Annotated in this window: 20 protein-coding genes; 6 read left to right on the top strand and 14 right to left on the bottom strand. The window is 71.7% G+C overall.

The window, feature by feature from the left end; genetic code table 11:
- Positions 1-38 precede the first annotated feature (38 nt).
- Positions 39-1,799, bottom strand: coding sequence for an NAD+ synthase (locus tag ABZ370_RS12795; protein WP_358619581.1), 1,761 nt, complete (start codon positions 1,797-1,799; stop codon positions 39-41).
- 99 nt (positions 1,800-1,898) lie between these two features.
- Complete coding sequence (locus tag ABZ370_RS12800; protein WP_358619583.1) at positions 1,899-3,584, bottom strand: multicopper oxidase family protein; 1,686 nt, start codon at positions 3,582-3,584, stop codon at positions 1,899-1,901.
- A gap of 421 nt (positions 3,585-4,005) precedes the next feature.
- Here ABZ370_RS12800 and glnA point away from each other — a divergent pair, with 421 nt between their 5' ends.
- Complete coding sequence (gene glnA, locus ABZ370_RS12805; protein WP_358619585.1) at positions 4,006-5,367, top strand: type I glutamate--ammonia ligase; 1,362 nt, start codon at positions 4,006-4,008, stop codon at positions 5,365-5,367.
- 36 nt (positions 5,368-5,403) lie between these two features.
- Here the strand turns inward: glnA and ABZ370_RS12810 are convergent, their stop codons facing one another.
- A complete protein-coding gene (locus ABZ370_RS12810; protein WP_358619587.1) occupies positions 5,404-6,387 on the bottom strand; it encodes a LacI family DNA-binding transcriptional regulator in 984 nt (327 codons plus the stop codon).
- Between the two features lie 293 nt (positions 6,388-6,680).
- On the opposite strand from ABZ370_RS12810, the gene ABZ370_RS12815 reads away from it, so the two are divergent.
- From ABZ370_RS12815 to ABZ370_RS12825, 3 genes are all read left to right on the top strand, one after another.
- On the top strand, positions 6,681-6,851 hold the full coding sequence (locus tag ABZ370_RS12815) for a hypothetical protein (RefSeq protein WP_358619589.1): 171 nt from the start codon (positions 6,681-6,683) through the stop codon (positions 6,849-6,851).
- Between the two features lie 72 nt (positions 6,852-6,923).
- Positions 6,924-8,342 (top strand): sugar porter family MFS transporter, encoded by a 1,419-nt coding sequence (locus ABZ370_RS12820; RefSeq protein WP_358619590.1) that lies wholly within the window; start codon positions 6,924-6,926, stop codon positions 8,340-8,342.
- A gap of 91 nt (positions 8,343-8,433) precedes the next feature.
- Positions 8,434-8,802 (top strand): universal stress protein, encoded by a 369-nt coding sequence (locus ABZ370_RS12825; protein WP_358619592.1) that lies wholly within the window; start codon positions 8,434-8,436, stop codon positions 8,800-8,802.
- A 64-nt stretch (positions 8,803-8,866) separates the two neighbouring features.
- Here the strand turns inward: ABZ370_RS12825 and ABZ370_RS12830 are convergent, their stop codons facing one another.
- The 4 genes from ABZ370_RS12830 to ABZ370_RS12845 form a co-directional block, all read right to left on the bottom strand.
- On the bottom strand, positions 8,867-12,115 hold the full coding sequence (locus ABZ370_RS12830; protein WP_358619594.1) for a bifunctional [glutamine synthetase] adenylyltransferase/[glutamine synthetase]-adenylyl-L-tyrosine phosphorylase: 3,249 nt from the start codon (positions 12,113-12,115) through the stop codon (positions 8,867-8,869).
- 115 nt (positions 12,116-12,230) lie between these two features.
- Entirely contained in the window at positions 12,231-13,406 is a 1,176-nt protein-coding gene (locus tag ABZ370_RS12835) for a hypothetical protein (protein ID WP_358619596.1), read from the bottom strand.
- Complete coding sequence (locus ABZ370_RS12840; RefSeq protein ID WP_358619598.1) at positions 13,406-14,503, bottom strand: hypothetical protein; 1,098 nt, start codon at positions 14,501-14,503, stop codon at positions 13,406-13,408. Before ABZ370_RS12840 ends, ABZ370_RS12835 begins: the two co-directional genes overlap by 1 nt.
- 49 nt (positions 14,504-14,552) lie before the next feature.
- Positions 14,553-15,179 (bottom strand): maleylpyruvate isomerase family mycothiol-dependent enzyme, encoded by a 627-nt coding sequence (locus ABZ370_RS12845; protein ID WP_358619599.1) that lies wholly within the window; start codon positions 15,177-15,179, stop codon positions 14,553-14,555.
- A gap of 101 nt (positions 15,180-15,280) precedes the next feature.
- On the opposite strand from ABZ370_RS12845, the gene ABZ370_RS12850 reads away from it, so the two are divergent.
- Positions 15,281-15,784 carry a hypothetical protein gene (locus ABZ370_RS12850; protein ID WP_358619601.1) on the top strand — a complete coding sequence of 168 codons (504 nt, stop codon included), beginning with the start codon at positions 15,281-15,283 and terminating at the stop codon, positions 15,782-15,784.
- Here ABZ370_RS12850 and ABZ370_RS12855 read toward each other — a convergent pair.
- Genes ABZ370_RS12855 through ABZ370_RS12870 form a run of 4 tightly spaced genes read right to left on the bottom strand, consistent with a single transcriptional unit; the run spans position 15,768 to position 19,352 of the window.
- On the bottom strand, positions 15,768-16,340 hold the full coding sequence (locus ABZ370_RS12855) for a GNAT family N-acetyltransferase (RefSeq protein ID WP_358619602.1): 573 nt from the start codon (positions 16,338-16,340) through the stop codon (positions 15,768-15,770). The two genes, ABZ370_RS12850 and ABZ370_RS12855, sit on opposite strands and share 17 nt — an antisense overlap.
- A gap of 1 nt (position 16,341) precedes the next feature.
- A complete protein-coding gene (locus ABZ370_RS12860) occupies positions 16,342-17,835 on the bottom strand; it encodes a tripartite tricarboxylate transporter permease (RefSeq protein ID WP_358619604.1) in 1,494 nt (497 codons plus the stop codon).
- Positions 17,836-17,838: 3 nt separating this feature from the next.
- Positions 17,839-18,378, bottom strand: a complete 540-nt coding sequence (locus ABZ370_RS12865) for a tripartite tricarboxylate transporter TctB family protein (protein ID WP_358619606.1) — start codon at positions 18,376-18,378, stop codon at positions 17,839-17,841.
- Positions 18,375-19,352, bottom strand: a complete 978-nt coding sequence (locus ABZ370_RS12870) for a tripartite tricarboxylate transporter substrate-binding protein (RefSeq protein ID WP_358619867.1) — start codon at positions 19,350-19,352, stop codon at positions 18,375-18,377. The genes ABZ370_RS12865 and ABZ370_RS12870 overlap by 4 nt, the downstream gene beginning before the upstream one ends.
- 175 nt (positions 19,353-19,527) lie before the next feature.
- On the opposite strand from ABZ370_RS12870, the gene ABZ370_RS12875 reads away from it, so the two are divergent.
- Entirely contained in the window at positions 19,528-20,208 is a 681-nt protein-coding gene (locus ABZ370_RS12875) for a response regulator (RefSeq protein ID WP_358619608.1), read from the top strand.
- Between the two features lie 55 nt (positions 20,209-20,263).
- On the opposite strand, the gene ABZ370_RS12880 is transcribed toward ABZ370_RS12875, so the two are convergent.
- From ABZ370_RS12880 to ABZ370_RS12890, 3 genes are all read right to left on the bottom strand, one after another.
- Entirely contained in the window at positions 20,264-20,938 is a 675-nt protein-coding gene (locus tag ABZ370_RS12880) for a PAS domain-containing protein (protein WP_358619610.1), read from the bottom strand.
- Positions 20,935-22,086: a pyridoxal-phosphate dependent enzyme gene (locus tag ABZ370_RS12885; protein ID WP_358619611.1), complete on the bottom strand. Its 1,152-nt coding sequence runs from the start codon at positions 22,084-22,086 to the stop codon at positions 20,935-20,937. Before ABZ370_RS12885 ends, ABZ370_RS12880 begins: the two co-directional genes overlap by 4 nt.
- 85 nt (positions 22,087-22,171) lie before the next feature.
- Positions 22,172-23,011: a Cof-type HAD-IIB family hydrolase gene (locus ABZ370_RS12890; protein WP_358619613.1), complete on the bottom strand. Its 840-nt coding sequence runs from the start codon at positions 23,009-23,011 to the stop codon at positions 22,172-22,174.
- Between the last annotated feature and the right edge of the window lie 84 nt (positions 23,012-23,095).

A 23,095-nucleotide genomic window follows, 5' to 3' on the forward strand; every position in this document is an offset into this window, starting at 1 on the left:
CGGGTCGGGGAGGGGCGGGGTGGGGGAACGCCCCCGGGTCAGGGGTGTTCGCGCCAGCGGTTGGTGATGGGGAGGCGGCGGTCCTTGCCGAAGCCCTTGGCGGAGATCTTCGTGCCCGGCGGGTACTGGCGGCGCTTGTACTCCGCCGTGTCGACCAGCCGCAGAATCCGCGTCACCAGCTCATCGTCGTAGCCCGCCGCGACGATCTCCTGCCGCCCCTGGTCCCGGTCCACGTACAGCTCCAGGATGCGGTCGAGTACGTCGTAGTCGGGGAGGGAGTCGGTGTCGACCTGGCCCGGCCGCAGCTCCGCGCTCGGCGGCTTGGTGATGGAGTTCTCGGGGATGGGCGGGGTCTGGCCCCGTTCGCCCGCGGCGTGGTTGCGCCACTTCGCGAGCCGGAAGATGGACGTCTTGTAGACGTCCTTGATGGGGCCGTACGCGCCCACGGAGTCCCCGTAGAGCGTCGAGTAGCCGCACGCCAGCTCGGACTTGTTGCCGGGGGCGAGGACGATGTGGCCCTCCTGGTTGGAGAGCGCCATCAGCATCGTGCCGCGCAACCGCGACTGGAGGTTCTCCTCGGCGAGCCCGGTGAGGTGCAGCGATCCCATGTACGCGTCGAACATCGGGGCGATCGGGACGGTGCGGAAGTTGAGCCCGGTGCGCTGCGCCAGCTCGGCCGCGTCGGCGATCGAGTGCTCGGAGGAGTAGCGGGACGGCATGGCCACGCCGTAGACGTTCTGCGCGCCGACCGCGTCGCAGGCGATCGCCGCGACGATCGCGGAGTCGATGCCGCCGGAGAGCCCGATCAGCACACTGCGGAAGCCGTTCTTCGCGACATAGGCCCGCAGCCCGACCACCAGCGCGGTGTAGATCTCCTCGTCGTCGCCGAGCCGCTCCGCCTCGCCGCCCGCGAGGCCCGGCTCCGGGTCGTAGGCCGGGAGGGGGTCGGCGGTCAGGGTGCGGTGGTCGATGCGCAGCCCGTCGTCCACGACGCCCTCCGGGACCGCGTCCGGGTCGGCGGCGGGCAGGTCGAGGTCGACCACGACGCACCCCTCGGCGAACTGCGGAGCGCGCGCGACCACTTCGCCGTCGCGGTCGACGATGATCGAGTCGCCGTCGAAGACCAGCTCGTCCTGGCCGCCGATCATCGCCAGGTACGCGGTGGTGCAGCCCGCCTCCTGGGCGCGCTTGCGGACCAGGTCCAGCCGGGTGTCGTCCTTCTCGCGCTCGTACGGCGAGGCGTTGATCGAGAGCAGCAGTCCGGCTCCGGCAGAGTGGGCGGCGGGCACCCGGCCGCCGTCCTGCCACAGGTCCTCGCAGATGGCGAGCGCGACATCGACCCCGTGGACGCGGACGACGGGCATGGTGTCGCCGGGGACGAAGTAGCGGAACTCGTCGAAGACGCCGTAGTTCGGCAGATGGTGCTTGGCGAAGGTGAGGACGACGGACCCGCGGTGCAGCACGGCGGCGGCGTTCTGCGGGGAACCCGCGGGCTGGCCGTAGCGCCGGGCCCGCTCGCTGCGGTCGAGGTAGCCGACGACCACCGGAAGCTCGCCGAAGCCCTCGGCGTCCAGCCGCTCGGCCAGCGCGCGCAGCGCGGCGCGCGACGCCTCGACGAAGGAGGAGCGCAGCGCGAGGTCCTCGACGGGGTACCCGGTCAGCGCCATCTCGGGGAACGCCACCAGATGGGCGCCCTGCTCGGCGGAGTGCCGGGTCCAGTGGACTATCGACTCGGCGTTTCCGGCGAGGTCGCCGACGGTCGAGTCGATCTGGTTCAGAGCGAGGCGAAGTTGAGGCACGGCGCCCAGTGTAATCGTCTGTCTGACGCGATAACCGGGGCGTGGCGGAGGTCTCCCCGCCCGGTCCGGACCCGGCCCCGGACCCGGGCCCGGCTGCGGTTACTTCTGGTAACCGAGGATGGTCATCATCCCTGACTCCGAGTGGTAGACGTTGTGGCAGTGGACCATCCACAGCCCCGGGTTGTCCGCGTCGAAGTCGACGCTCACCTTCCGGTGTGGCAGCAGGATCGTGGTGTCCTTGCGCGGCCCGCCGTCCGGCAGCTGATAGGTGTGGCCGTGGAGATGCACCGGATGCCACATGTCGGTGCCGTTGATGAACGTCAGCCGCACCCGCTCGCCCGCCCGCACCGGATAGCGCTGCGACGGATCGTACGGCCTGTCGTTGATCGCCCAGTCGAACTTCCGCATCGAGCCCGTGAGCCGCATCCGGATCGTGCGGTCCGGCGGGCGCGACTCCAGCCGAACCGATTCGGCGGCCTTGAGCTGCGCCGCCCAGACCAGCTTGCCGTCCAGCTCCTTGGGGCGCTTGAACTTCTTCGCCCCCTTGCCGCTGGTGTGGAGCACGGCCAGCGTGGACCGCTTCTTGCCCTCGGCGAGGGCGGCGAGCGGGAACACCCCGCTCTCCGCGGTCACCAGCACGTCGTACCGCTCGCCCATGCCCAGCAGCAGCGCGTCGGTGGTCCGGTGCTTCACGGGATAGCCGTCGGTGTGGGTGACGGTCATCTTGTGGCCGCCGAGCGCCACCCGGAAGGCGGTGTCGCCGCCCGCGTTGATGATGCGGATGCGGATGCGGTCGCCGCGCTTGGCCCGGAAGACCTGCGGGGAGTCGGGGGTGCGCCCGTTGATGAGGTAGTACGGGTACGCGATGTTGCCCGCATCGCCGCCCAGCAGCCCGCTCGTGGCGCCGCCTAGCAGGCGGGGCGGTGCGGTGCGGGTGGGGGTAGGGGTAGGAGAGGGGGACGGCTTGGCGCCGTGCCGGAGCATCAGCGGCGTACCGCTCGCGGCCCCCGCCACCATGCCCGCCGCTCCGCTCGCCGGACCGCCTGCCGCCCCGCCCGCCGGAGCGCCCGCCGCCCCGTGGTCCATCCCGTGGGCCATGGGCCGCCCGCCGTTCAGCTGCCGCAGCATCTTGTCCGGGGTTCTGCCGCCCACCCCGTCGAGCCAGTCGTCGAGGACGACGATCCACTCCTTGTCGTACTTCAGCGGCTCCTTGGGGTCCTCGACGATCAGCGGCGCGTACAGCCCCCGGTCGAGCTGGACGCCGCTGTGCGGGTGGACCCAGTACGTGCCCGGGTTGATCGCAGTGAAGTGGTAATCGTGGGCCGTGCCGGTCTTGATCGGCGGCTGGGTGATGCCGGGGACGCCGTCCATGTCGTTGCGCAGCCGGATGCCGTGCCAGTGCAGCGAGGTGGGCTGCGGCAGCTGGTTGACGAGGGTGAGGGCGAGGGTCTCGCCCGCGGTGACCCGGAGCGCCTGACCGGGCACCTGGTCCTCGTACGCCCAGGACTTCACCTTGCGGGCACCGAGGTCCAGCGTGGTGGCGGTGGCGGTGAGCTGGAGCCGCCGGACCGGGCCCGGCCCCCGCTGGTCTTCGCGCTCCCGGACCTCCGGGCCGTAGGGGGAGATGTACTCCGACGGGGTCGCCGCGGCCGGTCCCGCGTTCCCTCCCAGTCCGGAGTTGTCCATTCCGTATTCGTCGCCGGAGGGACTGCAGGCGCCGAGCAGACCGCTGCCCGCGACGGCGATTCCCGCGCCGAGCACGGCGCGGCGAGAGTGATCGTGCATGAGTGAGCACCCCAATGCTGGTGGGAGATGTGCGCATGAGCGGCCCGCGCGTCCGCCGACTCCCGCGCTCCCTGTCGGGGCGGGACGCGTCGGACGCGCCGCTCTATGCGCTGCACCAGCAGCCGGTGGCGTTCGCGCACCGCCGTCTCCCCGGGGCTCCGGTCTCATCCTCTGATGATCAAGATAATACGATAGCTTACCCCTAAGGGGTATAAAAGGGGCATTCTGGAACCAGGGGCGGCCTTGCGTTGCCGAACGCGCGGGTCCGGGAGCGGCCCGCATGAAAGTACGATGCACACATCGTGTCGGAGCGCGGGGTGCGGGCCCGAAACCTCACCGAAACCCCGCCGCGTGATACTGGGGCCGTCGAGGTGCCCAGCGCCCGCTGAAAGAGCCGTTTGACCTGCAAGGATAGGGGACCATGGATAAGCAGCAGGAGTTCGTGCTCCGTACCCTCGAAGAGCGCGACATCCGGTTCGTGCGGCTGTGGTTCACCGACGTCCTCGGCTTCCTCAAGTCCGTGGCCGTCGCACCCGCCGAGCTGGAGGGCGCCTTCGACGAAGGCATCGGCTTCGATGGCTCCGCGATCGAGGGCTTCGCCCGGGTCTACGAGTCCGACATGATCGCCAAGCCGGACCCCGGCACCTTCCAGATCCTGCCCTGGCGCGCCGAGGCCCCCGGAACCGCCCGGATGTTCTGCGACATCCTGATGCCGGACGGCTCCCCCTCCTTCGCCGATCCGCGCTTTGTGCTCAAGCGCATCCTCGCCAAGACCTCCGACCTCGGCTTCACCTTCTACACCCACCCCGAGATCGAGTTCTTCCTGCTCAAGCAGAAGCCCATGGACGGCACCCGCCCGGTGCCCGCCGACTCCTCGGGCTACTTCGACCACACCCCGCAGAACATCGGCATGGACTTCCGCCGCCAGGCGATCACCATGCTCGAATCGATGGGCATCTCGGTCGAGTTCTCCCACCACGAGGGCGCCCCCGGCCAGCAGGAGATCGACCTGCGCTACGCCGACGCGCTCTCCACCGCCGACAACATCATGACCTTCCGCCTGGTCATGAAGCAGGTCGCGCTGGAGCAGGGAGTCCAGGCCACCTTCATGCCGAAGCCGTTCTCCGAACACCCCGGCTCGGGCATGCACACCCACCTCTCCCTCTTCGAGGGCGACCGCAACGCGTTCTACGAGTCGGGCGCCGAGTTCCAGCTCTCCAAGGTCGGCCGCTCCTTCATCGCCGGGCTGCTCCGTCACGCCGGGGAGATCTCCGCCGTGACCAACCAGTGGGTCAACTCGTACAAGCGCATCTGGGGCGGCTCCCAGCGCACCGCGGGCGCGGGCGGCGAGGCCCCCTCGTACATCTGCTGGGGCCACAACAACCGCTCCGCCCTGGTCCGGGTCCCCCTCTACAAGCCCGGCAAGACCGGCTCCACCCGGGTCGAGGTCCGCTCCCTGGACTCCGGCGCCAACCCCTACCTCTCGTACGCCGTCCTGCTGGCCGCCGGACTCAAGGGCATCGAGGGCGGCTACGAACTCCCGGCGGGCGCCGACGACGACGTCTGGGCGCTGTCCGACGCCGAGCGCCGCTCGCTCGGCATCGAGCCGCTGCCGCAGAACCTGGGCGAGGCCATCACCCTCATGGAGCGCAGCGAACTGGTCGCCGAGACGCTCGGCGAGCACGTCTTCGACTTCTTTCTCCGCAACAAGAAGCAGGAGTGGGAGGAGTACCGCTCGGAGGTCACCCCCTTCGAGCTGCGCAAGAGCCTGCCGGTGCTGTAGTCCACCGTTCCGGCACCGCTCCGGCCCGCGGCGGGGTCACCGGTCGCGGGGCGGGCCGGTGCTTCCGCGGACGACGAGGGTCGGTTCGAGGACGATGTCGCGGTCCGCGGTGCGCCCCTCGTCGAGGCGTTCGACGGCCGCCCGGACCGCGCGTTCGGCCATCTCGGCGGCGTCCTGGCGTACGGACGTCAGGTCGATGAAGGACAGCTGGGCGAGCCGGCTGTCGTCGTAGCCGACGATGGACACGTCCGTCGGCACGGTGAGACCCGCCCGCAGGAACGTGTTCAGCACGCCGTGGGCGCAGCGGTCGTTGCCCGCGACGACCGCGGTGGGAAGTTCGCCCCGGCGGAGGAGTTCCCGGGCCGCCCGGGCCCCGGACTCCTCGGTGTAGTCGCCGGGGAGGATCTGAATGTGCCCGTCGAGTCCGTGACGGCGCATGGCGCTGCGATAGCCGCGCCGCCGCTCGTCGGCGGCGGGCATCGAGCCGCCGTCGATGTGGGTGATGGCGCGGTGGCCGAGTCCGGCGAGGTGGTCGACGGCCTGGCGGATGCCCTTGGTGTCGGCGGTCCGTACGACGTCCACTCCGGCGGCCCGTGTGCACGGGCTGATTTCGATGAGGGGCGTATGGCCCGCGACCGTGGCCAGGTGCTGCGGGCTGGACTCGGCGCCGATGATGATGATGGCCTCGCTGCGCAGTCCGAGCAGCTGCTCCACGGCCTGGCGCTCGTCACGGGCGGCGGCCATGGCGCTGAGCGCGAGGTGGTAGCCGTGCTTCTGGGCGGCGGGGTAGAGGGCCTCGACGACGCCGACGTCGTGCGGGTGGCGCATGGTGAACAGCACGCCCAGCTGGCGGCTGCGGGTGCGGCGCAGGAGCTGGGCGGCGGTGTCGGGGCGGTAGCCCAGCTCCTCGGCCGCCTGGAACACGCGCTGGCGGGTCAGGGAGCTCGCGCCGGGCTGGTTGCGGAAGACCAGGGAGACGAGGGCCTGTGAGACCCCGACCCGTGCCGCGACGTCGGACATGGTGGGGCGCTTCGGGCGAATCGGAGGAGTTCCGGGCTCGTCCGGCCGATCGGTGACACCTGGGTCCCGCATGTGCGCCTCCTGTGCTCAGGTATTGACATGACATAAGGACGAGGCTCATAGTACCGGGGAACTAGTACGTATTAGTAATACGAACAAGCGCCCAGCAGTTCGTCACACACGACGAGTGGGCGTTGTCGTCGCGGCTGAACCATGCCCGCACCCACTCGGCATCGGCACCGGGACAATCCTCCGCCCGCCGTCACCGCCGCCACCCCGAGCCCGACGGCGCAGTGGCGCCGACCACGGCCGAACCGCTGGACCTCGCCGCCGGCCTGGGGCTCGACACCGTCCTGAGCATCGAGCACGAAGACCTTGCCCGCACCCCCACCGACGGCGTCCGCCGGTCGGTCGACCTGCTGCGCGCCGCGCTCACCGCCGAACCGGCCGCGGCGGCACGGTAGTCCGGCGGGTCCGGCCCCCCCCTACGTCCCGTCTCACGTCCCCTCACGAACGCTCGAAGAGGAGCCACAGGCATGACCAGGACCAGCCCAAGCCCCGCCTCCCACGGACTGCCTCCGGACGCACCGGGTCCCCACTCCCGGCGTCTGGGCCTGGTCTCCGTCATCGTGACCTTCGGTGGTCTGCTGTTCGGCTACGACACCGGCGTGATCAACGGTGCTCTTGAACCGCTCACCTCCGATCTCGGTCTGACCGCGTTCACCGAGGGAGTGGTCGTCAGCATCCTGATCTTCGGTGCCGCCTTCGGCGCCATGATCGGCGGTGCCCTGTCCGACCGGTACGGCCGCCGCCACAACGTCATCATGCTGGCGCTGGTGTTCATGCTCGGCACCGTGGGCTGCGTCCTGTCGCCGACCTGGCAGGTCCTCGCCCTCTTCCGGTTCATCCTCGGGCTCGCCGTGGGCGGTGCGTCGGCGACGGTGCCGGTCTACCTGGCCGAGATCGCCCCGGTCGAACGCCGCGGCAGCATCGTCACCCGCAACGAGGTGATGATCGTGAGCGGCCAGTTCGCCGCGTTCGTCATCAACGCGCTCATCTTCAACATCTGGGGCGAGACCGACGGCATCTGGCGGCTCATGCTCCTGGTCGCCCTCCTCCCGGCGATCGGGCTGTTCGTCGGCATGCTGCGGCTGCCGGAGAGCCCGCGCTGGCTGGTCGCCCAGGGGCGTGACGACGAGGCGCTCGCCGTCCTGTCCCAGGTCCGCACCGCCGAGCGCGCCCAGGCGGAGATGGCCGAGGTCCACCGGCTCGCCGAGGAGGAGCGGGCCGCCAAGACCGCCGGTGCGGTGGACCTCGGGGTGCGGTGGGTCCGCCTGCTCATCCTGATCGGGGCCGGTCTGGGCATCTGTCAGCAGTTCACCGGCATCAACTCCGTCATGTACTACGGCACCCAACTCCTCGGTGACGCCGGGTTCTCGGGCAACTCGGCCATCATCGCGAACACCCTGAACGGCGCCTTCAGTGTCATCGGTATCACCGTGGGCCTGTCGGTCATCAACAAGCTCAAGCGGCGCACCATGCTGCTCGGCGGGTTCACCCTGACCACGACGTTCCACCTGCTCGTCGGCCTCTCCGCGATGCTGATGCCCGACGGCAGCGCGAAGGCCTGGTTCATCCTCGTGTTCGTCGTGCTCTTCGTCTTCTCCATGCAGGCCACCATCGGTCCGCTGGTCTGGCTCATCCTCTCCGAGATGTTCCCGCTGAAGATCCGCAGCATGGCCATCGGCATCAGCATCTTCGTGCTGTGGATGGCGAACGCCCTGGTCGCCCTCGGCTTCCCGCCCGTCGTGAAGGCCATGGGCATCTCGAACACCTTCCTCGGCTTCGCCGCCTTCGGTGTGCTGGCCATCGTGTTCATCGCGACCTGCGTCCCCGAGACCAAGGACCGCTCGCTGGAGGAGCTGGAGGACGACTTCCGCGAGCGTTACTCCTGATCTGCCTTCTTGCGCCTGCCCCTTGTGTCTGTCCCTTTGTGTCTGCCCCCTTGTGCCCGCCCCCTGTGAGAGAGAGAAGGGTTTACCCACCATGACCGTCATGACTGCCGTCGCCGAGGGCCGCGAGGGAGACCACGCCCTGGTCGCGGGAATCGCCGAGGCCCGGCTGCTGGGCACCGATCTGGTCGTCGTCAACCTGCGGCTGTCGGCGCTGGACCACTCCGGTCTGCCCGACGACCTCACGATCACGCTCGTCGAGCGCAGCGGACCCGGCGACCGGGACCCCGTCGACGCCGTCCTGGACGAAATCGAGGCCCGCCCCGGCATCGACCGGCTCGTCATCGGCATCCGCCGCCGCTCCCCGGTGGGCAAGGCCTTCCTGGGCAGCGTCAGCCAGCGGCTGCTGCTGCAGAGCCCCGTCCCCGTCATCGCGGTCAAGCCCCCGGCCGCCCAGGCCTGACAAGCCCCGGACGGTGCGCGGCCACGCACCGTCGTGCGCGGCCACGCACCGTCCGGGACTCTGGTCAGTCCTCGTAGTCGTAGAACAGCCGCTCCACCACCGCCCGCGCCCGGCGCGTCGTGCGGCGGTAGTCGTCCAGCATCTCGCCGACGTGCCCCGGGCCGTAGCCCAGATAGCGGCCCACCGCGGCCAGTTCGCGCGAGTCGCTGGGGAACGTGTCGCCCGGGCGGCCGCGGACCAGCATCACGCCGTTACGGACCCGGGTGGCCAGCACCCAGGCCTCGTCCAGCGTCTGGGCGTCCTCGGTGCCGATCAGTCCGGCCGCGTGCGCCGCGGCCAGGGCCCGGCGGGTGCGGGTGGTGCGCAGGCCCGGCTCCGCCCAGCCGTGGCGCATCTGGAGCAGCTGGACCGTCCACTCCACATCGCTGAGCCCGCCGCGGCCCAGCTTGGCGTGGGTGGTCGGGTCGGCGCCGCGGGGCAGGCGCTCGGACTCCATCCGGGCCTTGAGGCGGCGGATCTCGCGGATGGCGTCCTCGCCGAGCCCCTCGGCCGGATACCGCAGCGGGTCGATCAGCTCGATGAACCGCGCCCCGAGGTCCGGGTCGCCCGCGACCGGCTCGGCGCGCAGCAGCGCCTGGCTCTCCCAGACCAGCGACCAGCGCCGGTAGTACGCGGCGTACGAGGCGAGGGTGCGCACCAGCGGGCCGGACTTGCCCTCGGGGCGCAGATCGGCGTCGATGAGCAGCGGCGGATCGGCGGTGGGCAGTTGCAGCAGCCGCCGCACCTCGTTGGCCACGGCGAACGCGGCCCGGGAGGCCTCCTGTTCGTCGGCGCCCTCGCGCGGTTCGTGGACGAACAGCACGTCCGCGTCCGAGCCGTAGCTCAGCTCATGGCCGCCGAACCGGCCCATGCCGATCACGGCGAAGCGGGTGGGCAGCTCGTCGCCCCAGGTGTCGCGGACGGCGGCGCGCAGCGCGCCCGCGATGGTGGCCGCGTTGAGGTCGGAGACGGCGTCGCCGACCATGTCGGCCAGCGTCGCCGCGTCCGTCGGCTCCTCGGCCGGTGCCGTATGGGGGCCGGGCCGGGCCGGAACGTGGGGCTCCGAGTCGCGCAGCGCGCGGGGCACCTCGGGCGCCTTCGACGGTACGGCGGCGGGCGTGGCCGTCCTGATGGCGGCGGCGGTGGACGTGGCAGTGGCCGTGGCGGCCGTGCCGGTCTCCTCGCCCGGCGGCGGCCAGCTCACGGTGGGCCGTACCGACCCGTTGGCCAGCCGCGCGCTCTCGATCACATCCGCCGACGTCGTACGGAACAGTTCGCGCCGCCGCACCCCGCGCGCCGCCGCCACCGCCTGCTCGGCCCCGTTCGCGCGGCCCACCGCGGCCAGCACCTCCTGCTCCAGGTGGTCCCGGCCGCGCGGACGCAGCCCCCCCGGATCGCCGAGCAGGGCGACCGCCTCCGGGGCGCGCAGCAGCAGATCGGGGGCGAGGCGCCCGGCCGAGAGCACCCGCGCGAGGTTCTCCGCGGCCGCGCCCTCGTCCCGCAGCAGCCGCAGATACCAGGGCGTCTTGCCCAGAGCGTCGGAGACCTTGCGGAAGCCCAGCAGCCCGGCGTCCGGGTCTGCGGAATCGGCGAACCAGCCCAGCAGCACGGGCAGCAGCGTACGCTGAATGGCCGCTTTTCGGGTCACACCGGACGCCAAAGCCTCCAAATGACGTAGTGCGCCGGACGGATCGGCGTAGCCCAGCGCCTCCAGCCGCTGCCCCGCCGCCCGGGAGCTGAGCCGGGCCTCGCCCGGCTCCAGCTGGGCGACCGCGTCCAGCAGCGGCCGGTAGAACAGCTTCTCGTGCAGCCGCCGCACCTCGCGCGCGTAGCGCCGCCACGCCGTCCCCAGCTCGGCCACCGGCTCCGTACGGAAGCTCAGCGACCGGCCCAGCCGCCGCAGATCCGCCTCGTCCTCCGGCACCAGATGGGTGCGGCGCAGCCGGTACAGCTGGATGCGGTGCTCCATCGAGCGCAGGAAGCGGTACGCCTCGTCCAGCGCGGCCGCGTCCGAGCGCCCCACGTAGCCGCCCGCGGCCAGCGCGGCGAGCGCGACCAGAGTGGTGCCGCTGCGCAGCGACTCATCGGACCGCCCGTGCACCAACTGCAGCATCTGCACGGCGAATTCGACGTCCCGCAGACCGCCCGGACCCAGCTTCAGCTCCCGGTCGACCTCCGCGACCGGGATGTTCTCGACGACCCGGCGGCGCATCTGCTGTACGTCGGGTACGAAGTTCTCGCGCTCGGCGGCCTGCCAGACCAGCGGCGCCAGCGCGTCCACGTACGCCTGCCCGAGCGCGCCGTCGCCCGCCACCGGCCGGGCCTTCAGCAGCGCCTGGAACTCCCAGGTCTTGGCCCACCGCTGGTAGTAGGCCAGATGGCTGGAGAGCGTCCGCACCAGCGGCCCGTTGCGCCCCTCCGGCCGGAGGTTGGCGTCCACCGGCCAGATCGTGCCCTCGATGGTGACGTCTGAGCAGATCCGCATCAGCCGCGCGGCCAGCCGGCCGGCCGCCTGCACGGCCTTGCCCTCCTCCACCCCGTCCACGGTCTCCGCCACGAAGATCACGTCGACGTCCGAGACGTAGTTCAGCTCGCGCCCGCCGCACTTCCCCATGCCGATCACCGCCAGCCGGCACGCCGCGGCGTCCTCGGGCTGCTCCTCGGCCGCGATCTCCAGCGCCGCCCGCAGCGTCGCCGTCGCCAGATCCGCCAGCTCGGCGGCCGCCTGCGTCACATCGGTGGTCCCGCACACATCGCGCGCCGCGATCGCCAGCAGCGCCCGGCGGTACGCGACGCGCAGCGCGTCCGGCCGCGGCACCCCCGCCCCCGGCTCGCCCCAGATCCCCTCGGCCAGCGCCTGCTCGAACTCGGGCGTCGTCGGATGCAGATCCGCCGGTTCGTACGTCACCAGCGAGTGCCAGGCCTGCGGATGCCGCGCCAGATGATCGCCCAGCGCCTCGGACGCCCCGAGCACCCCCAGCAGCCGGTCCCGCAGCGGCTTGGCGGTGACCAGCGTGTCCAGCAGTGCCTGCCGCGACCCCGCCTCGTCCCCGCCTCCGGCCTCCTCGGGCAGCGCCTCCACCAGCCGCACCAGCCCGAGCAGCGCCAGATCCGGATCGGCGGTCCCCCCGAGCGCGTCCAGCAGCACGGAGTCCGCCCGCACCCCCGCCACCTCGGGCGAGTCCAGCAGCCGCTGAGCGGCGGAGGGATCGGTGAAGCCGTGCCGGAGCAGCCGCGTGAAATTGCTGCTCCTGCGTCCCTGCGGTACGGCCATGCGTGCCGCCTCCGTCCCGTATCTCCGCCCACGCCCTGCCGCGATCAAGGCCCGCGGTCGAGCCTAAGCGACCGGCCCTGTATTGCGGCAGGTCCGGCCCCGGAGCCCTGGGAGGTCAGGCGTCCTCGGGCAGGGTGATGCGGAGCGGACCGCAGCCGATGCGGTCGGCTTCCGCGGCGACGTAGCGGGGGAGCAGCGTACGGATGTCACCGGGGTGCTCCGCGTCGTCCGCCCGGACCAGGAAGGTGACCTCGCCGGTCTGGCACTCGGCCTGGAACAGCCCGAGATCGTCACGGATGAAGCCGCGCCCGTCGCTGTCGTCGCCGGACTTGATCTCCTTGCCGCCGTCGAAGGCCAGCTGCTGGTAGAGCGCGGAGAGCCGCGGGTCCTCGACCGTCATCAGCCGCAGCGAGGGGTGGTCGAAGAGCACATCGCGGTCGCAGGTGCGCACCGGCCCCTCGCCCGGGGTCACCAGGGGGCGGCGGAAGTAGACATCGTCCTCGCGCGCCTTGGGCACCCGCAGTCCCTTGATGCCGCACACGGCGCCTGCCTTCTCGTCAAGGAATCGCGCCGGCTTCGGCAACCGGTCCACCGGGTCGGCGAGGGTGCCGGCGCACCCTTCGCCGGCCATGTAGCCGTTGACCAGCCTGACCACGGCGCGGGCGAGCTGATCCCGGGCCGCGGTGTCGACCTCGTTGTCGTAGACGGTCCAGCCGGACTCCATGTCGATCACGAGCGGGCCGTCGTCCCTCTCCGATCGGCCGGCGCAGCCGTCGGGCACCGCGAGCCAGGCCCGGGTGTCCGAGGCCATGCCCAGCATTCCGCCGCCCAGCGGAGTGAGCCGCGGGGACAGGTACTCATCGGCCCACTGGTCACCCGCGCCGCCGAACCGGGTGTCCAGCCGGTGCGCCTGGACGGTGATCCGCCGACCGCGCGGCGACGTCAGACGGCATTCGCCCGACGGGCCCTCGCTGCCGATGTGGTCGGTGCTGAGGGGTACCTCGGACGTCTCGATGTCCGTCTTGCCCTTGAACAGCTCCGCCACGTCGTCCCGGCTGAACGCACCCCAGCAGGCCCGGCCGTCCGCGAACGGGCCCGCCTCCGCCTGCCAGGCCACTCCCGCGCCGCCGAGCAGCGCCCCGGCGACGGCTCCGGCCGCCCCCGTGGCCACGGCGAGCCGTAGCCGGCCGCGGGTCAGGCTCCGCCAGTGCCACCAGGGACGGGGCGGTTCGTCGGCGTACTGGCTGTCCTCGGTGTTCTCGGTGTTCTCGGTGCTCTCTGCGTCGGCCATCAGCGGGACCCCCCGGGTGCGACGGGCGCGCAACCGATGCGTTGCGTCACGGCGTTGGTGAAGGCGGTGAAGTACGGCGTGGTTCCGCGCGGCAAGGACGGGGCGAGCATCAGAAAGGTGAGGGGACGCCCCGCACAGTCGGCCCGTACGACCTTGTAGCCGTCGGCGAACACCCCCGTGCCGTGCCAGCCGGGTGCGGGAGCCTTACTGCCCGTGGTGCCGTCGAAGAGGGCGGAGAGCCGCGGCTGGGCGACCATCAGGGCGTCGAAATACCGGTCCCCGGTGGGCTTCGTCCGCACGGAGCAGGACTGGAGGTCCCGGGTGACCGCGCCGACCTGGTACTCAAGTTCCCGCGCCGTCTTACGGTCGAAGTCCAGGCCCTTGATCCGGCACGCACGAGAGAAGTAGTTCTCCTCTTTCTCGGGCAGCGTGAGCGCCGGCGAGGTGACCCGGAGCGGCTTCGAGGGGGCGCAACCCGCCTCCTCCATTCCCTTATTGGCGACGGAGACGAGCAGCTCGGCCACCGAGCGGGAGTCGCCGAGCCCCCCATCGGTCGGCATGGCGCCGTCCTGCCAGGTCAGCCGTGAGGTGGAGTCGAGGGTGACCGTGGTCGGCCGGCCGTCGCGGGTGTCGCACCGCTTGGGCAGTACGAGCAGCGCCTTGTCGCCATCGGTGGTCCCGGGCAGCCCGTCGGGCAGCGGCATGGCGCGGTCGCCGAGGTACCCGTCGATCCACTCCAAGCGGTGTTCGGCTGCCTTGGGCGCCGGGCCGTAGGCGACCGTGACCGTCGTATCCCGGACGTTCTCGTCGCCGTCGCTGCTCGTGTACCCGGAGCGGATCGCGACGGTGCACTCACCGCGCGGCCGCTGTGGGGTCGGCGCGGTCTCCTCGGACGTACGGCTGCCGCCGCCGTCGAAGAACGCGTCGTCGCCCAGGAAGCCGGGTCCGCTGTCCTCTTTCCAAGCGCCCCAGCAGTAGCGGTCCTTGCGGTCGAACGGCCAGGTGTCCGTCGCCCAGGTACCGAGCCCCGCCGCCAGCAATACCGCGATCGCGCCCGCGAGAACGGTCTTGCGGCGCGCGCGTATCAGCCGCTTCATCATGTGCTCCTGTCCCCCGTATGGCGGCCGATCTTACCCAGCGGCTCCGTCACGACGTGAAGCGCGCGCCGGGTTCGCCGTGGAGGTGGTCCGGGGGGAGCTTGCGGCCGTAGGTGAGCAGGAGGAGGTGCTGGGCGGTGCCGGTCAGGGGTGTGCCGGTGCCGTACGCCCAGTCGAGGTCGGTGGCGCGGAGTTCGACGCCGGTGAGGTCGGCGCCGAAGAACTTCAGGCTCCGGGCGTTGACGGCTCCCAGCAGGGTGCGTACGCGGTCCTCGGGGACCCGGCGGTCCAGGCCCAGCGCGACCGTGATGTCCAGGCCGTGGATCACGTCGTGGCCCAGCGCCGCCGTGAGGCCGCCGACCGGCGGCGTCCAGGGGTGGTGGGCGTTGTCGCGAAGGTGCGCGGCGAGTTGGTCGGTGGAGGCGGTGGCCGCGTCCGCGCGGGCGAGGCGGTCGGTCATCCGGTGCAGGCTGCCGCGCGCCTTGAGGAGTTCGAGCAGCGTCCGGAGGAGCGGGTAGCGGAACCCCTGCGACATGTGCGCCGCCACCTCCCGCACCCGCCACCCCGCACACAGCGAGGGCGCGTCCCACTGCGCGGGGCTCAGCCCGTCCAACAGGTCGGCCAGCTCCTGCCGTTCGGCCGCGATCGCGTCCCTGATGTTCCCCGTTGTCTCCATGTGTCCAGGGTGCCGGGGTGCGTGGTCATACGTCCAAGAGCTGGTTCTTCTGGCCGTCAGAAGCGATGGGTATGCGAGGGGCCGTGTCATAGGCTGCGCCGATGGGCCTCTTCGACAGACTGACCGGCACGAAACGACCCGTCAGCGGTCTCGTGCCGCGCCCCGCCGAGGAGCTCCGGGCCGCGGTGCTCGGCCTCAACAGGCCGGACATCCCGTACGTCATACGCGACGGCACGCCGGAGGGCGTCGACCTGGTCGCGGAGTGGCGGATCACGGAACCTGCCTGGCGGACCTTCTTCGCCAGGTCCCGGCTGAGCCGCGCCATCGAGATCCGGATGCGCCTCGTCCCGGAGGACCACGAGGTCCGTGCCCTCGACCGGCAGTGGGAGGTCGACCGGGTCGGGGGCATGCCGGTGGCGAAGAAGTACGGCCGGGGGCCGGTGAAGACGAAATCCGTGCGGTGGACGATCGGGCGCGGTGCCGAGGGCAGGCCGGAGATGACGGAGACGTTCCGCTTCGACAGCGCGGACCTCAAGGAGCCCCTGCGGAACGCGGTCCTCGATGCGGGGTGGACATGGCGCGGAGTGGTCATCGGCCAGCCGTGACCGGCCTGTGCGCACGCCAGATCACGTCGATTCCCACCTCGCCGGGAGCGGTTGGCCCGCCGGGGACCTGATGGCGTGCGACCTCGGTGAAGCCCAGCCGGCGCGGGATGGCACCGCTGGCCCGGTTGGCCTCGTCGTGGTGGATCTCGATCCGGTCGATCCCCGGCAGCGCGAATCCCTGACGGACCAGCGTCGCCACGGCCATCGTGGCCAGGCCCCGGCCCGTCCACGCCGGATGGAACCAGTAGCCGATGTCGAGCCCGCCGGGGCCGATCCGGCGCATCAAGCCGCAGCTGCCGACCACCGTGCCCGCCGTGGTGATGGCGTAGCCGTACGCCTCGCCCTGGTCCCACTCCCTCCCGCTCCGCTCCAGGAACGCGGCCGTCCGCTCCCGGTCCTGATCGGCGGCCCAGGGCATCCACGGAATGAGGTGATCGCGCGACTCCGCGATCGCCCGGCTCAAGGGTTTGAGATCGCTCACGCGCCAGCGGCGCAGTTCGACCTGGCAGCCGCGGAGCGTTTCGGCGGGTTGTCCCCTACGACATGGCGTCGGCACCTCAGGACCGCGTCCCCGGGCGCGGCAGCAGCTTCCGGACCAACGGCCAGGCCACGATCAGCGCGATCACCACGTACACGGTCACCGCGAAGGGTGTGTTGACCAGGCCGCTGAGGCTGCCGTCGCTGAGCTGCAACGCGCGGCGCAGCTGGAGTTCGGCTCCGGGGCCGAGGATGACGCCGATGACGGCGGGCAGGACGGGGAGGCCGTAGCGCCGCATCAGCAGGCCCAGCAGGCCGATGATGAGCAGGATGACCAGGTCCAGCGGTTCGCCGCCGACCGCGTACGCGCCGACCGCGGCGAAGAAGAGGATGCCCGCGTAGAGGTACGGCCGGGGGATGCGGAGCAGCTTCGCCCAGACCGGGGCCAGGGGGAGGTTGAGGACGATCAGCAGGCCCATCGCGATGAAGAGCGAGGCGATCAGGCCCCAGACGAGGTCCGGTTCGCGTTCGAAGAGCAGCGGGCCGGGCTGGATGCCGTACTGCTGGAACGCGGCGAGCATCACCGCGGCGACGGCGGTGGTGGGCAGGCCGAGCGTGAGCATGGAGACGAGCGTGCCCGCGGCGGACGCGGAGGCCGCGGACTCGGGGCCCGCGACGCCCTCGATGGCGCCCTTGCCGAACTCGTCGCGGTGCTTGGAGAGCCGCTTCTCGGTCACGTAGGAGAGGAAGGTGGGGATCTCCGCGCCGCCCGCCGGGATCGCGCCGAAGGGGAAGCCGATCGCGGGGCCGCGCAGCCACGGGCGCCAGGTGCGGCGCAGTTCGGCCTTGCCGAGCCAGGGGCGGCCGACGGGTATGGGCTGGTCGGGGCGGGTGCGCAGATGCAGCGCGACCCACAGCGCCTCGCCGATGGCGAAGAGTCCGACGGCGACGATCACGACGTCGATGCCGTCGGCGAGCTGCAGCGAACCGAAGGTGAGCCGCTGCTGTCCGGTGAGCCGGTCCAGGCCGACCAGGCCGAGGGTGAGGCCGATGAGGAGCGAGGCGAAGCCGCGGACGCGGGAGCTGCCGAGGACGGACGTGACGGCGACGAACGCCAGGACCATGATGGCGAAGTAGTCGGGGGCGCCGATGTCGACGGCGAGGTCGGCGACGGTCGGGGCGAGGAAGACCAGCAGGGTCGTGCCGATCATGCCGCCCGCGAAGTGCCCGATGGCGGCCGCGGCGAGGGCCTGCGCCCCGCGCCCGGACTTGGCCATCGGATGGCCTTCCATCGCGGCGACCACGGCCGCCGTCTCACCCGGGGTGTTGAGCAGGATGGACGTGGTGGAGCCGCCGAACATGCCGCCGTAGTAGATGCCCGCGAACATGATGAACGCGGCCGTCGGGTCCAGCCCGTACGTGACGGGCAGCAGCAGCGCGACCGCCATCGCCGGGCCGATGCCGGGCAGCACGCCGATCGCGGTGCCGAGGAGCACGCCGACGGCCGCCCACAGCAGGTTGATGGGGGAGAGGGCGGTGCCGAATCCGTCGAGGAGATGGTTCAGGGAATCCATCGGTCAGAGCACCCCCATCAGCGGGCCGCCGGGCAGCGGCACCGCGAGCAGCCGGTCGAAGACGACGAACGTGACCACGGACAGGACCGCCGCGACGATCGGATCACGGTGGAAGGAGCGGCTGCCCAGCGCGTACGCGGAGCCCCAGAAGAGCAGCGCACCGGAGATGGGGAAGCCGAGCGGCTGGATGAGGACGGCGTTGCCGAGGAAGACCCCGGCCAGGAGCAGCACGGTGCGCCAGTCGCCGGGCGCGCTCAGGTCGATGTCCTCGCCGCCCTCGGCCTCGCCGCGGCCGCCGCGCAGGACGTCCACGGCGAGCAGGACGGCGACCAGGAGGAGCCCGGCGCCGACGACCAGCGGCACGGTCTTCGGGCCGACCGGGCCGCGCTGCGTGAAGCTCGTGTCCATGGTGAGGGCGTCGGAGAGGACGAGGACGCCGAGGACCAGCAGCAGCGCGCAGACGCCGAGTTCGGAGCGGCCGCGCAGACGTTCCGCGAGACCGGTGGGCGGTCCCGCCGCGGGGCCGGTGGGGGTGTCGGTCATAGTCCCAGCTCCTTGAGCACGGTGTCCACGCGCTTGTCCTGCGCGTCCAGGAAGCGCCCGAAGTCCTCGCCCGTCAGGTAGGCGTCGGTCCACTGGTTGCGCTTGACGGCTTCCTTCCACTGCTTGGACGCGTGCAGCTTGGCGATCAGGCGGGTGAGCTTGTCGCGTTCGCTGTCGCTCAGGCCGGGCGGGGCGACGATGCCGCGCCAGTTGGTGAACGTGACGTCCAGCCCGGATTCCTTGAGCGTCGGGGCGTCCAGCCCCTTCGGCCGTTCGGCGCTGGTGACCGCGAGCACCCGCAGATCGCCCGACTTGATCTGGTCGAGGTATTCGCCGATGCCCGAGACGCCGAAGGCGACCTTGCCGCCGAGGACGGAGGCGAGCAGCTCGCCGCCGCCGTCGTACGCGATGTAGTTGACGGTCTTCGGGGCGATCCCGGCGGCCTTGGCCATGAGCATGGGGGCCAGATGGTCCGGCCCGCCGGGCGAGGAGCCGCCGCCCACCGGGAGCGAGTGGGGCTTCCCGCGCCAGTCCGCGAGGAGCTGGTCGAAAGTCCGGTATTTGGAGTTCTTGGCGACGACCACGATGTCCGGCTCCTCCGTGAGCCGGGCGATGGGCGTGGTGTCGGCGAGCGAGGACGGCGCGTGGTTGGTGTGGACGGCGCCGACGACACCCAGCCCCATTGACATCGCCAGCTTGCCGTTGCCGCGCTCGGCGACGAGCTGGCTCAGCCCCACCGTGCCGCCGGCGCCGGGGAGGTTGAAGACCTCGACGTTCTTGCCGAGACCGGCGTCCTCGGCGCTCTTGGCGGCCGTACGGGCGGTGATGTCGTAGCCGCCGCCGGGAGTGTTGGGCACCATGAAGCGCAGGCCCGGAATGTGGGTGCCGCCCGCGGAGCCGTCCCCGGAGCTGAGCAGTGGCGGTGCGAGGAGGACGAGCAGGGCCGCCGAGAGCACGGCGAGCGGGGTACGCAGAGCAGGACGCGGCGGCAGACTCGGACGCTGTCGCACCTGGTGACACCACCTTTCGGACTTGCCTGTGAGGTGGGCCACATGTTGCCTATGGGTTACCGGGCTGTCTCGCTTCCGGTATTAAAAGACTTTGTGGTCGTTGTGGCCGCAAGTGTGTTCGTGGGAAAGGGGCCGGCCGGTGACGACAGTGCTGGTCGTCGAGGACGACTTCATGGTCGCCAAGCTGCACAGCCGCTTTGTGGCGGCCACGGAGGGCTTCACGGTCGCCGGGGTCGCGCACACCGGGGCCGAGGCGCTGCGCGCCGCCGAGCGGCTCCGCCCCGATCTCGTCCTCCTCGACATCTATCTGCCGGACATGGACGGCATCAGCGTGCTGCGCGAGCTGCGCGCCAAGGAGCAGGGCGGCGGGCATCATGTGGACGCCCTGTTCGTGACCGCCGCGAAGGACGCGCACGTGGTGCGCGAGGCGCTGCGCGCGGGGGCGCTGCACTACCTGATCAAGCCGTTCGACCGGGCCGCGCTCCGGGACCAGCTGCGGCACGCGGCGGCCCTGCGGGCCCGTCTCGACACCCTCGGCGAGGCACGCCAGGAGGACGTGGACCAGATCTTCGGCGGCCGCCCGCGCGCCTCCCGCGAGCTGCCCAAGGGGCTGGCCGCGCACACCGCCGACCTCGTCGAGCGGACCCTGCGCGCCCACACCGAGGGGCTGTCCGCCGCCGAATGCGCCGAGGCGGGCGCCTTTTCGCGGGTGAGCGCGCGCCGTTATCTGGAGTACTTCGCCGATACGGGCCAGGCCGAGGTCACCCTGCGGTACGGCGGCACGGGCCGCCCGGAGCACCGCTACCGCTGGATCGCGTGACGGCCGTCCGCCCTTCGAGCAGTGCACGGCCGCACCGGACTGAGCCGGGGGAGGGTCATGGTGAGCGCAGATAGTTGTAGACCGTGGCGCGGGAGACGCCGAGAAGTTCGGTGACCACCTGCACCGAGTGCTTGACCTGGAGGAAGCCGCGGGTCTGGAGGGAGCGGACGAGCTCCTTCTTGGCGGCGGAGCCCAGCCCTCGTGGGGTGTGGCCACGGGCGGCGGCGAACTCCTCGACGACGGTGCGCAGCTCGGTGACGGTACGGGCCCTCAGGGTCTCGACGAGGGGCTGTTCCTGATCGTCGGTGCGGACGAGGTTGTTGAGGCTGCGCGCGACGCTGGCGAAGAGGGAGACGTCCAGGTTGAGGCAGATGGCGGCGACGTACCTGCCCGCGCTGTTCTTGATGCCGATGGACGTGCTCTTGGCCGGGCGGCCGTCCGGGAAGCGGTTGGAGTAGTTCTGGACGATGCCGGGGAACTCGGGGTCCTCGATGCGGGCGAGGCCGAGTTCGGTGGCCGGATCGCCGACCGACCGGCCGGAGAGATTGGACTCGATGGCCCGGATGGCCTGGTCGGGGCGGCGCAGATCGTGCAGCACCACCTCGCACAGGCCGGGGAACATCCGGCCGATGGCGGTGACGATCTTCTCGGCCTCGCGCAGCAGCAGTTCGTCCTCGGCGCTGCCGAGGGGCTCCTCCCCGGCGGCTTCCCGGTGCTCCCGCTCGCTCATCGTGGATTACCGCCCTCCGGGGTGTCCTCCGGCGTGAACAGGGCGCCCATCGCCGTCGCCGCCTTCAGCCCCGAGCCGGTCAGCAGGACGGCCGTGGTCTCCCCGGGGCGGATCGCGCCGCGGGCCCGGAAGACGTCGATCGCGGCGGCCGCGGTCGCGCTGGTCGGCTCGGCGTACAGCCCCATCGCGGCCAGCCCGCGGACCGCGGCGACGATGGCGTCCTCGGGGATGGCGGCCATGTCGCCGCCGGAGCGGCGGACCGCGCTGACCACCTCCGGCAGCCGGACCGGTTCGCGGATGGCCGTGCCCTCGGCGACGGTGGGGGAGAAGGCGGGCGCCGCCTTGCCGTGGAACGCGGCGTGGATGGGGGCGCAGTTGGCGGGCTGGGCGACCAGCAGCCGTGGCCGGTGGGCGATCTGGCCCGCGGCCAGCAGCTCGCCGAAGCCGAGGTCGCAGCCGAGCACGGTGGACCCGGCACCGGCGACCGTCACCACGGCGTCGGGGGCGGTGAAGCCGAGGTCCTCCCACAGCTCGTACGCGAGGGTCTTGGTCCCCTGGAGGAAGAAGGGGTGCCAGTTGTGGCTCGCGTAGTACGTGGCGGCCGACTGGCGCAGCGCCTCGGCGGCGGTGGCGTCCCGGTCGCCGGGCACCAGTTGGACCTCGGCGCCGTACGCCCGGCTCTGCAGGACCTTGGCCGGTGACGTCGACTCCGGGACGAGGATGCGGGCCCGGATACCGGCGGCGGCGCAGTACGCGGCGACGGAGGCGCCGCCGTTGCCGGAGCTGTCCTCGATGACCTCGCGGACGCCGCGCTGGGCGAGCAGGGAGATCATCACGCTGGTGCCGCGGTCCTTGAAGCTGCCGGTGGGGCTGAACCACTCCAGCTTGAAGTGGACCCGACCCTCGCCCCAGTCCTTCTCGACCAGCGGCGTGCATCCTTCACCCAAGGACACCGGGGCGTCGATGCGCACCGGGAGGGCCGCTCGGTAGCGCCACAGCGACCGGGCCCCGGTGTCCACCTGCCCGGGGGTGATGCCGGGCAGCGCGGAGACGGTGAGCGGCGCCCCGTCGTCGCCGCACCAGCGCGGCTCGTCGATCGGATACGAGGCGCCGGAGCGCTCGTCGACATAATGTGGTTCGGCTCGCACCTTGGACATTCTGTTTAGTTATAAATCCATCGTCAAGGTCCCCGAAGGCGACTCAAGCCGGGAGCGAGTCGGGATCAAGGTGCACTCAAGCGGACGCGACGTGGGCGAAGAGCCGCTCCAGCACCACCGCCACCCCGTCCTCGTCGTTGCGCGGTGCCACCTCGTCGGCCAGCGCGATCAGGTCCGGGTGGGCGTTGCCCATCGCGACCCCGTACCCGGCCCAGCCCAGCAGCGGGATGTCGTTCGGCATGTCGCCGAAGGCGATCGTGTCCGCGGGGGTGAATCGCATCCGCTCCGCGGCCAGCTCCAGTCCCACCGCCTTGGTGATGCCCGGGGGCAGCAGCTCGATCATGCCCTTCTCCGAGTGGGTCACCGACACCTCGTCCGCGCCCATGCGTGCGGCGGCCGCCGCGACCAGGTCGTCCGCCACCTCCCGGTGACGCATCAGCACCTTCTCGATCGGCCGCGCCCACAGCGCCTCCCGGTCCACCATCCCGTCCCAGCCGGGCCGCCGCAGGGCGGCGAACCCGGGCGTGACCACGAAGTGGTTCTCCGGCGCGGCGGTCACCACGGCCAGCTCCAGCGGGCCCGCGCCCAGGGCCTCCTCGGTGCGCTCCACCACCGACCGGGCCAGGTCGCGGTCGAGCGCGGCCGAGACCAGCAGCCGGTCCGCGGTCGCGTCGTACAGCTGCGCGCCCTGCCCGCACACCGCGAGCCCCTGGTAGCCCATCGCCACCAGGAACTTCCGGCAGGAGGCGGCCGCGCGTCCGGTGACGACCAGATGCCGCGCCCCGGCGCGGACCGCCGCGGCCAGCGCCGTACGGGTGCGCGGTGAGACCGTCAGGTCGCCGCGCAACAGGGTGCCGTCGAGGTCGGTGGCGACCAGCCGGAAGCGCGGACCGGCGGCCCGGGGTCGGGGGAGCATCCCCCCGATGGCAGGGGTGCCAGGGGTGGCAGGAGTGACGGAAGTGGCGTCGGCGATGTACACGGTGCATCAGAATGGCGGCTC

Origin of the sequence: Streptomyces sp. NPDC005962 (assembly GCF_040629205.1) — a bacterium.
Lineage (GTDB): Bacteria > Actinomycetota > Actinomycetes > Streptomycetales > Streptomycetaceae > Streptomyces.

Bases quoted from the DNA above. Each gene is read 5' to 3' on its own strand.
- ABZ370_RS12810 (WP_358619587.1), bottom strand. From the start codon at position 6,387: ATGTCCGACGTCGCGGCACGGGTCGGGGTCTCACAGGCCCTCGTCTCC.
- ABZ370_RS12860 (WP_358619604.1), bottom strand. From the start codon at position 17,835: ATGGATTCCCTGAACCATCTCCTCGACGGATTCGGCACCGCCCTCTCC.
- ABZ370_RS12820 (WP_358619590.1), top strand. From the start codon at position 6,924: ATGACCAGGACCAGCCCAAGCCCCGCCTCCCACGGACTGCCTCCGGAC.
- ABZ370_RS12865 (WP_358619606.1), bottom strand. From the start codon at position 18,378: ATGACCGACACCCCCACCGGCCCCGCGGCGGGACCGCCCACCGGTCTC.
- ABZ370_RS12840 (WP_358619598.1), bottom strand. From the start codon at position 14,503: ATGAAGCGGCTGATACGCGCGCGCCGCAAGACCGTTCTCGCGGGCGCG.
- ABZ370_RS12835 (WP_358619596.1), bottom strand. From the start codon at position 13,406: ATGGCCGACGCAGAGAGCACCGAGAACACCGAGAACACCGAGGACAGC.
- ABZ370_RS12880 (WP_358619610.1), bottom strand. From the start codon at position 20,938: ATGAGCGAGCGGGAGCACCGGGAAGCCGCCGGGGAGGAGCCCCTCGGC.
- ABZ370_RS12845 (WP_358619599.1), bottom strand. From the start codon at position 15,179: ATGGAGACAACGGGGAACATCAGGGACGCGATCGCGGCCGAACGGCAG.
- ABZ370_RS12890 (WP_358619613.1), bottom strand. From the start codon at position 23,011: ATGCTCCCCCGACCCCGGGCCGCCGGTCCGCGCTTCCGGCTGGTCGCC.
- ABZ370_RS12850 (WP_358619601.1), top strand. From the start codon at position 15,281: ATGGGCCTCTTCGACAGACTGACCGGCACGAAACGACCCGTCAGCGGT.
- ABZ370_RS12800 (WP_358619583.1), bottom strand. From the start codon at position 3,584: ATGCACGATCACTCTCGCCGCGCCGTGCTCGGCGCGGGAATCGCCGTC.
- glnA (WP_358619585.1), top strand. From the start codon at position 4,006: ATGGATAAGCAGCAGGAGTTCGTGCTCCGTACCCTCGAAGAGCGCGAC.
- ABZ370_RS12830 (WP_358619594.1), bottom strand. From the start codon at position 12,115: ATGGCCGTACCGCAGGGACGCAGGAGCAGCAATTTCACGCGGCTGCTC.
- ABZ370_RS12825 (WP_358619592.1), top strand. From the start codon at position 8,434: ATGACCGTCATGACTGCCGTCGCCGAGGGCCGCGAGGGAGACCACGCC.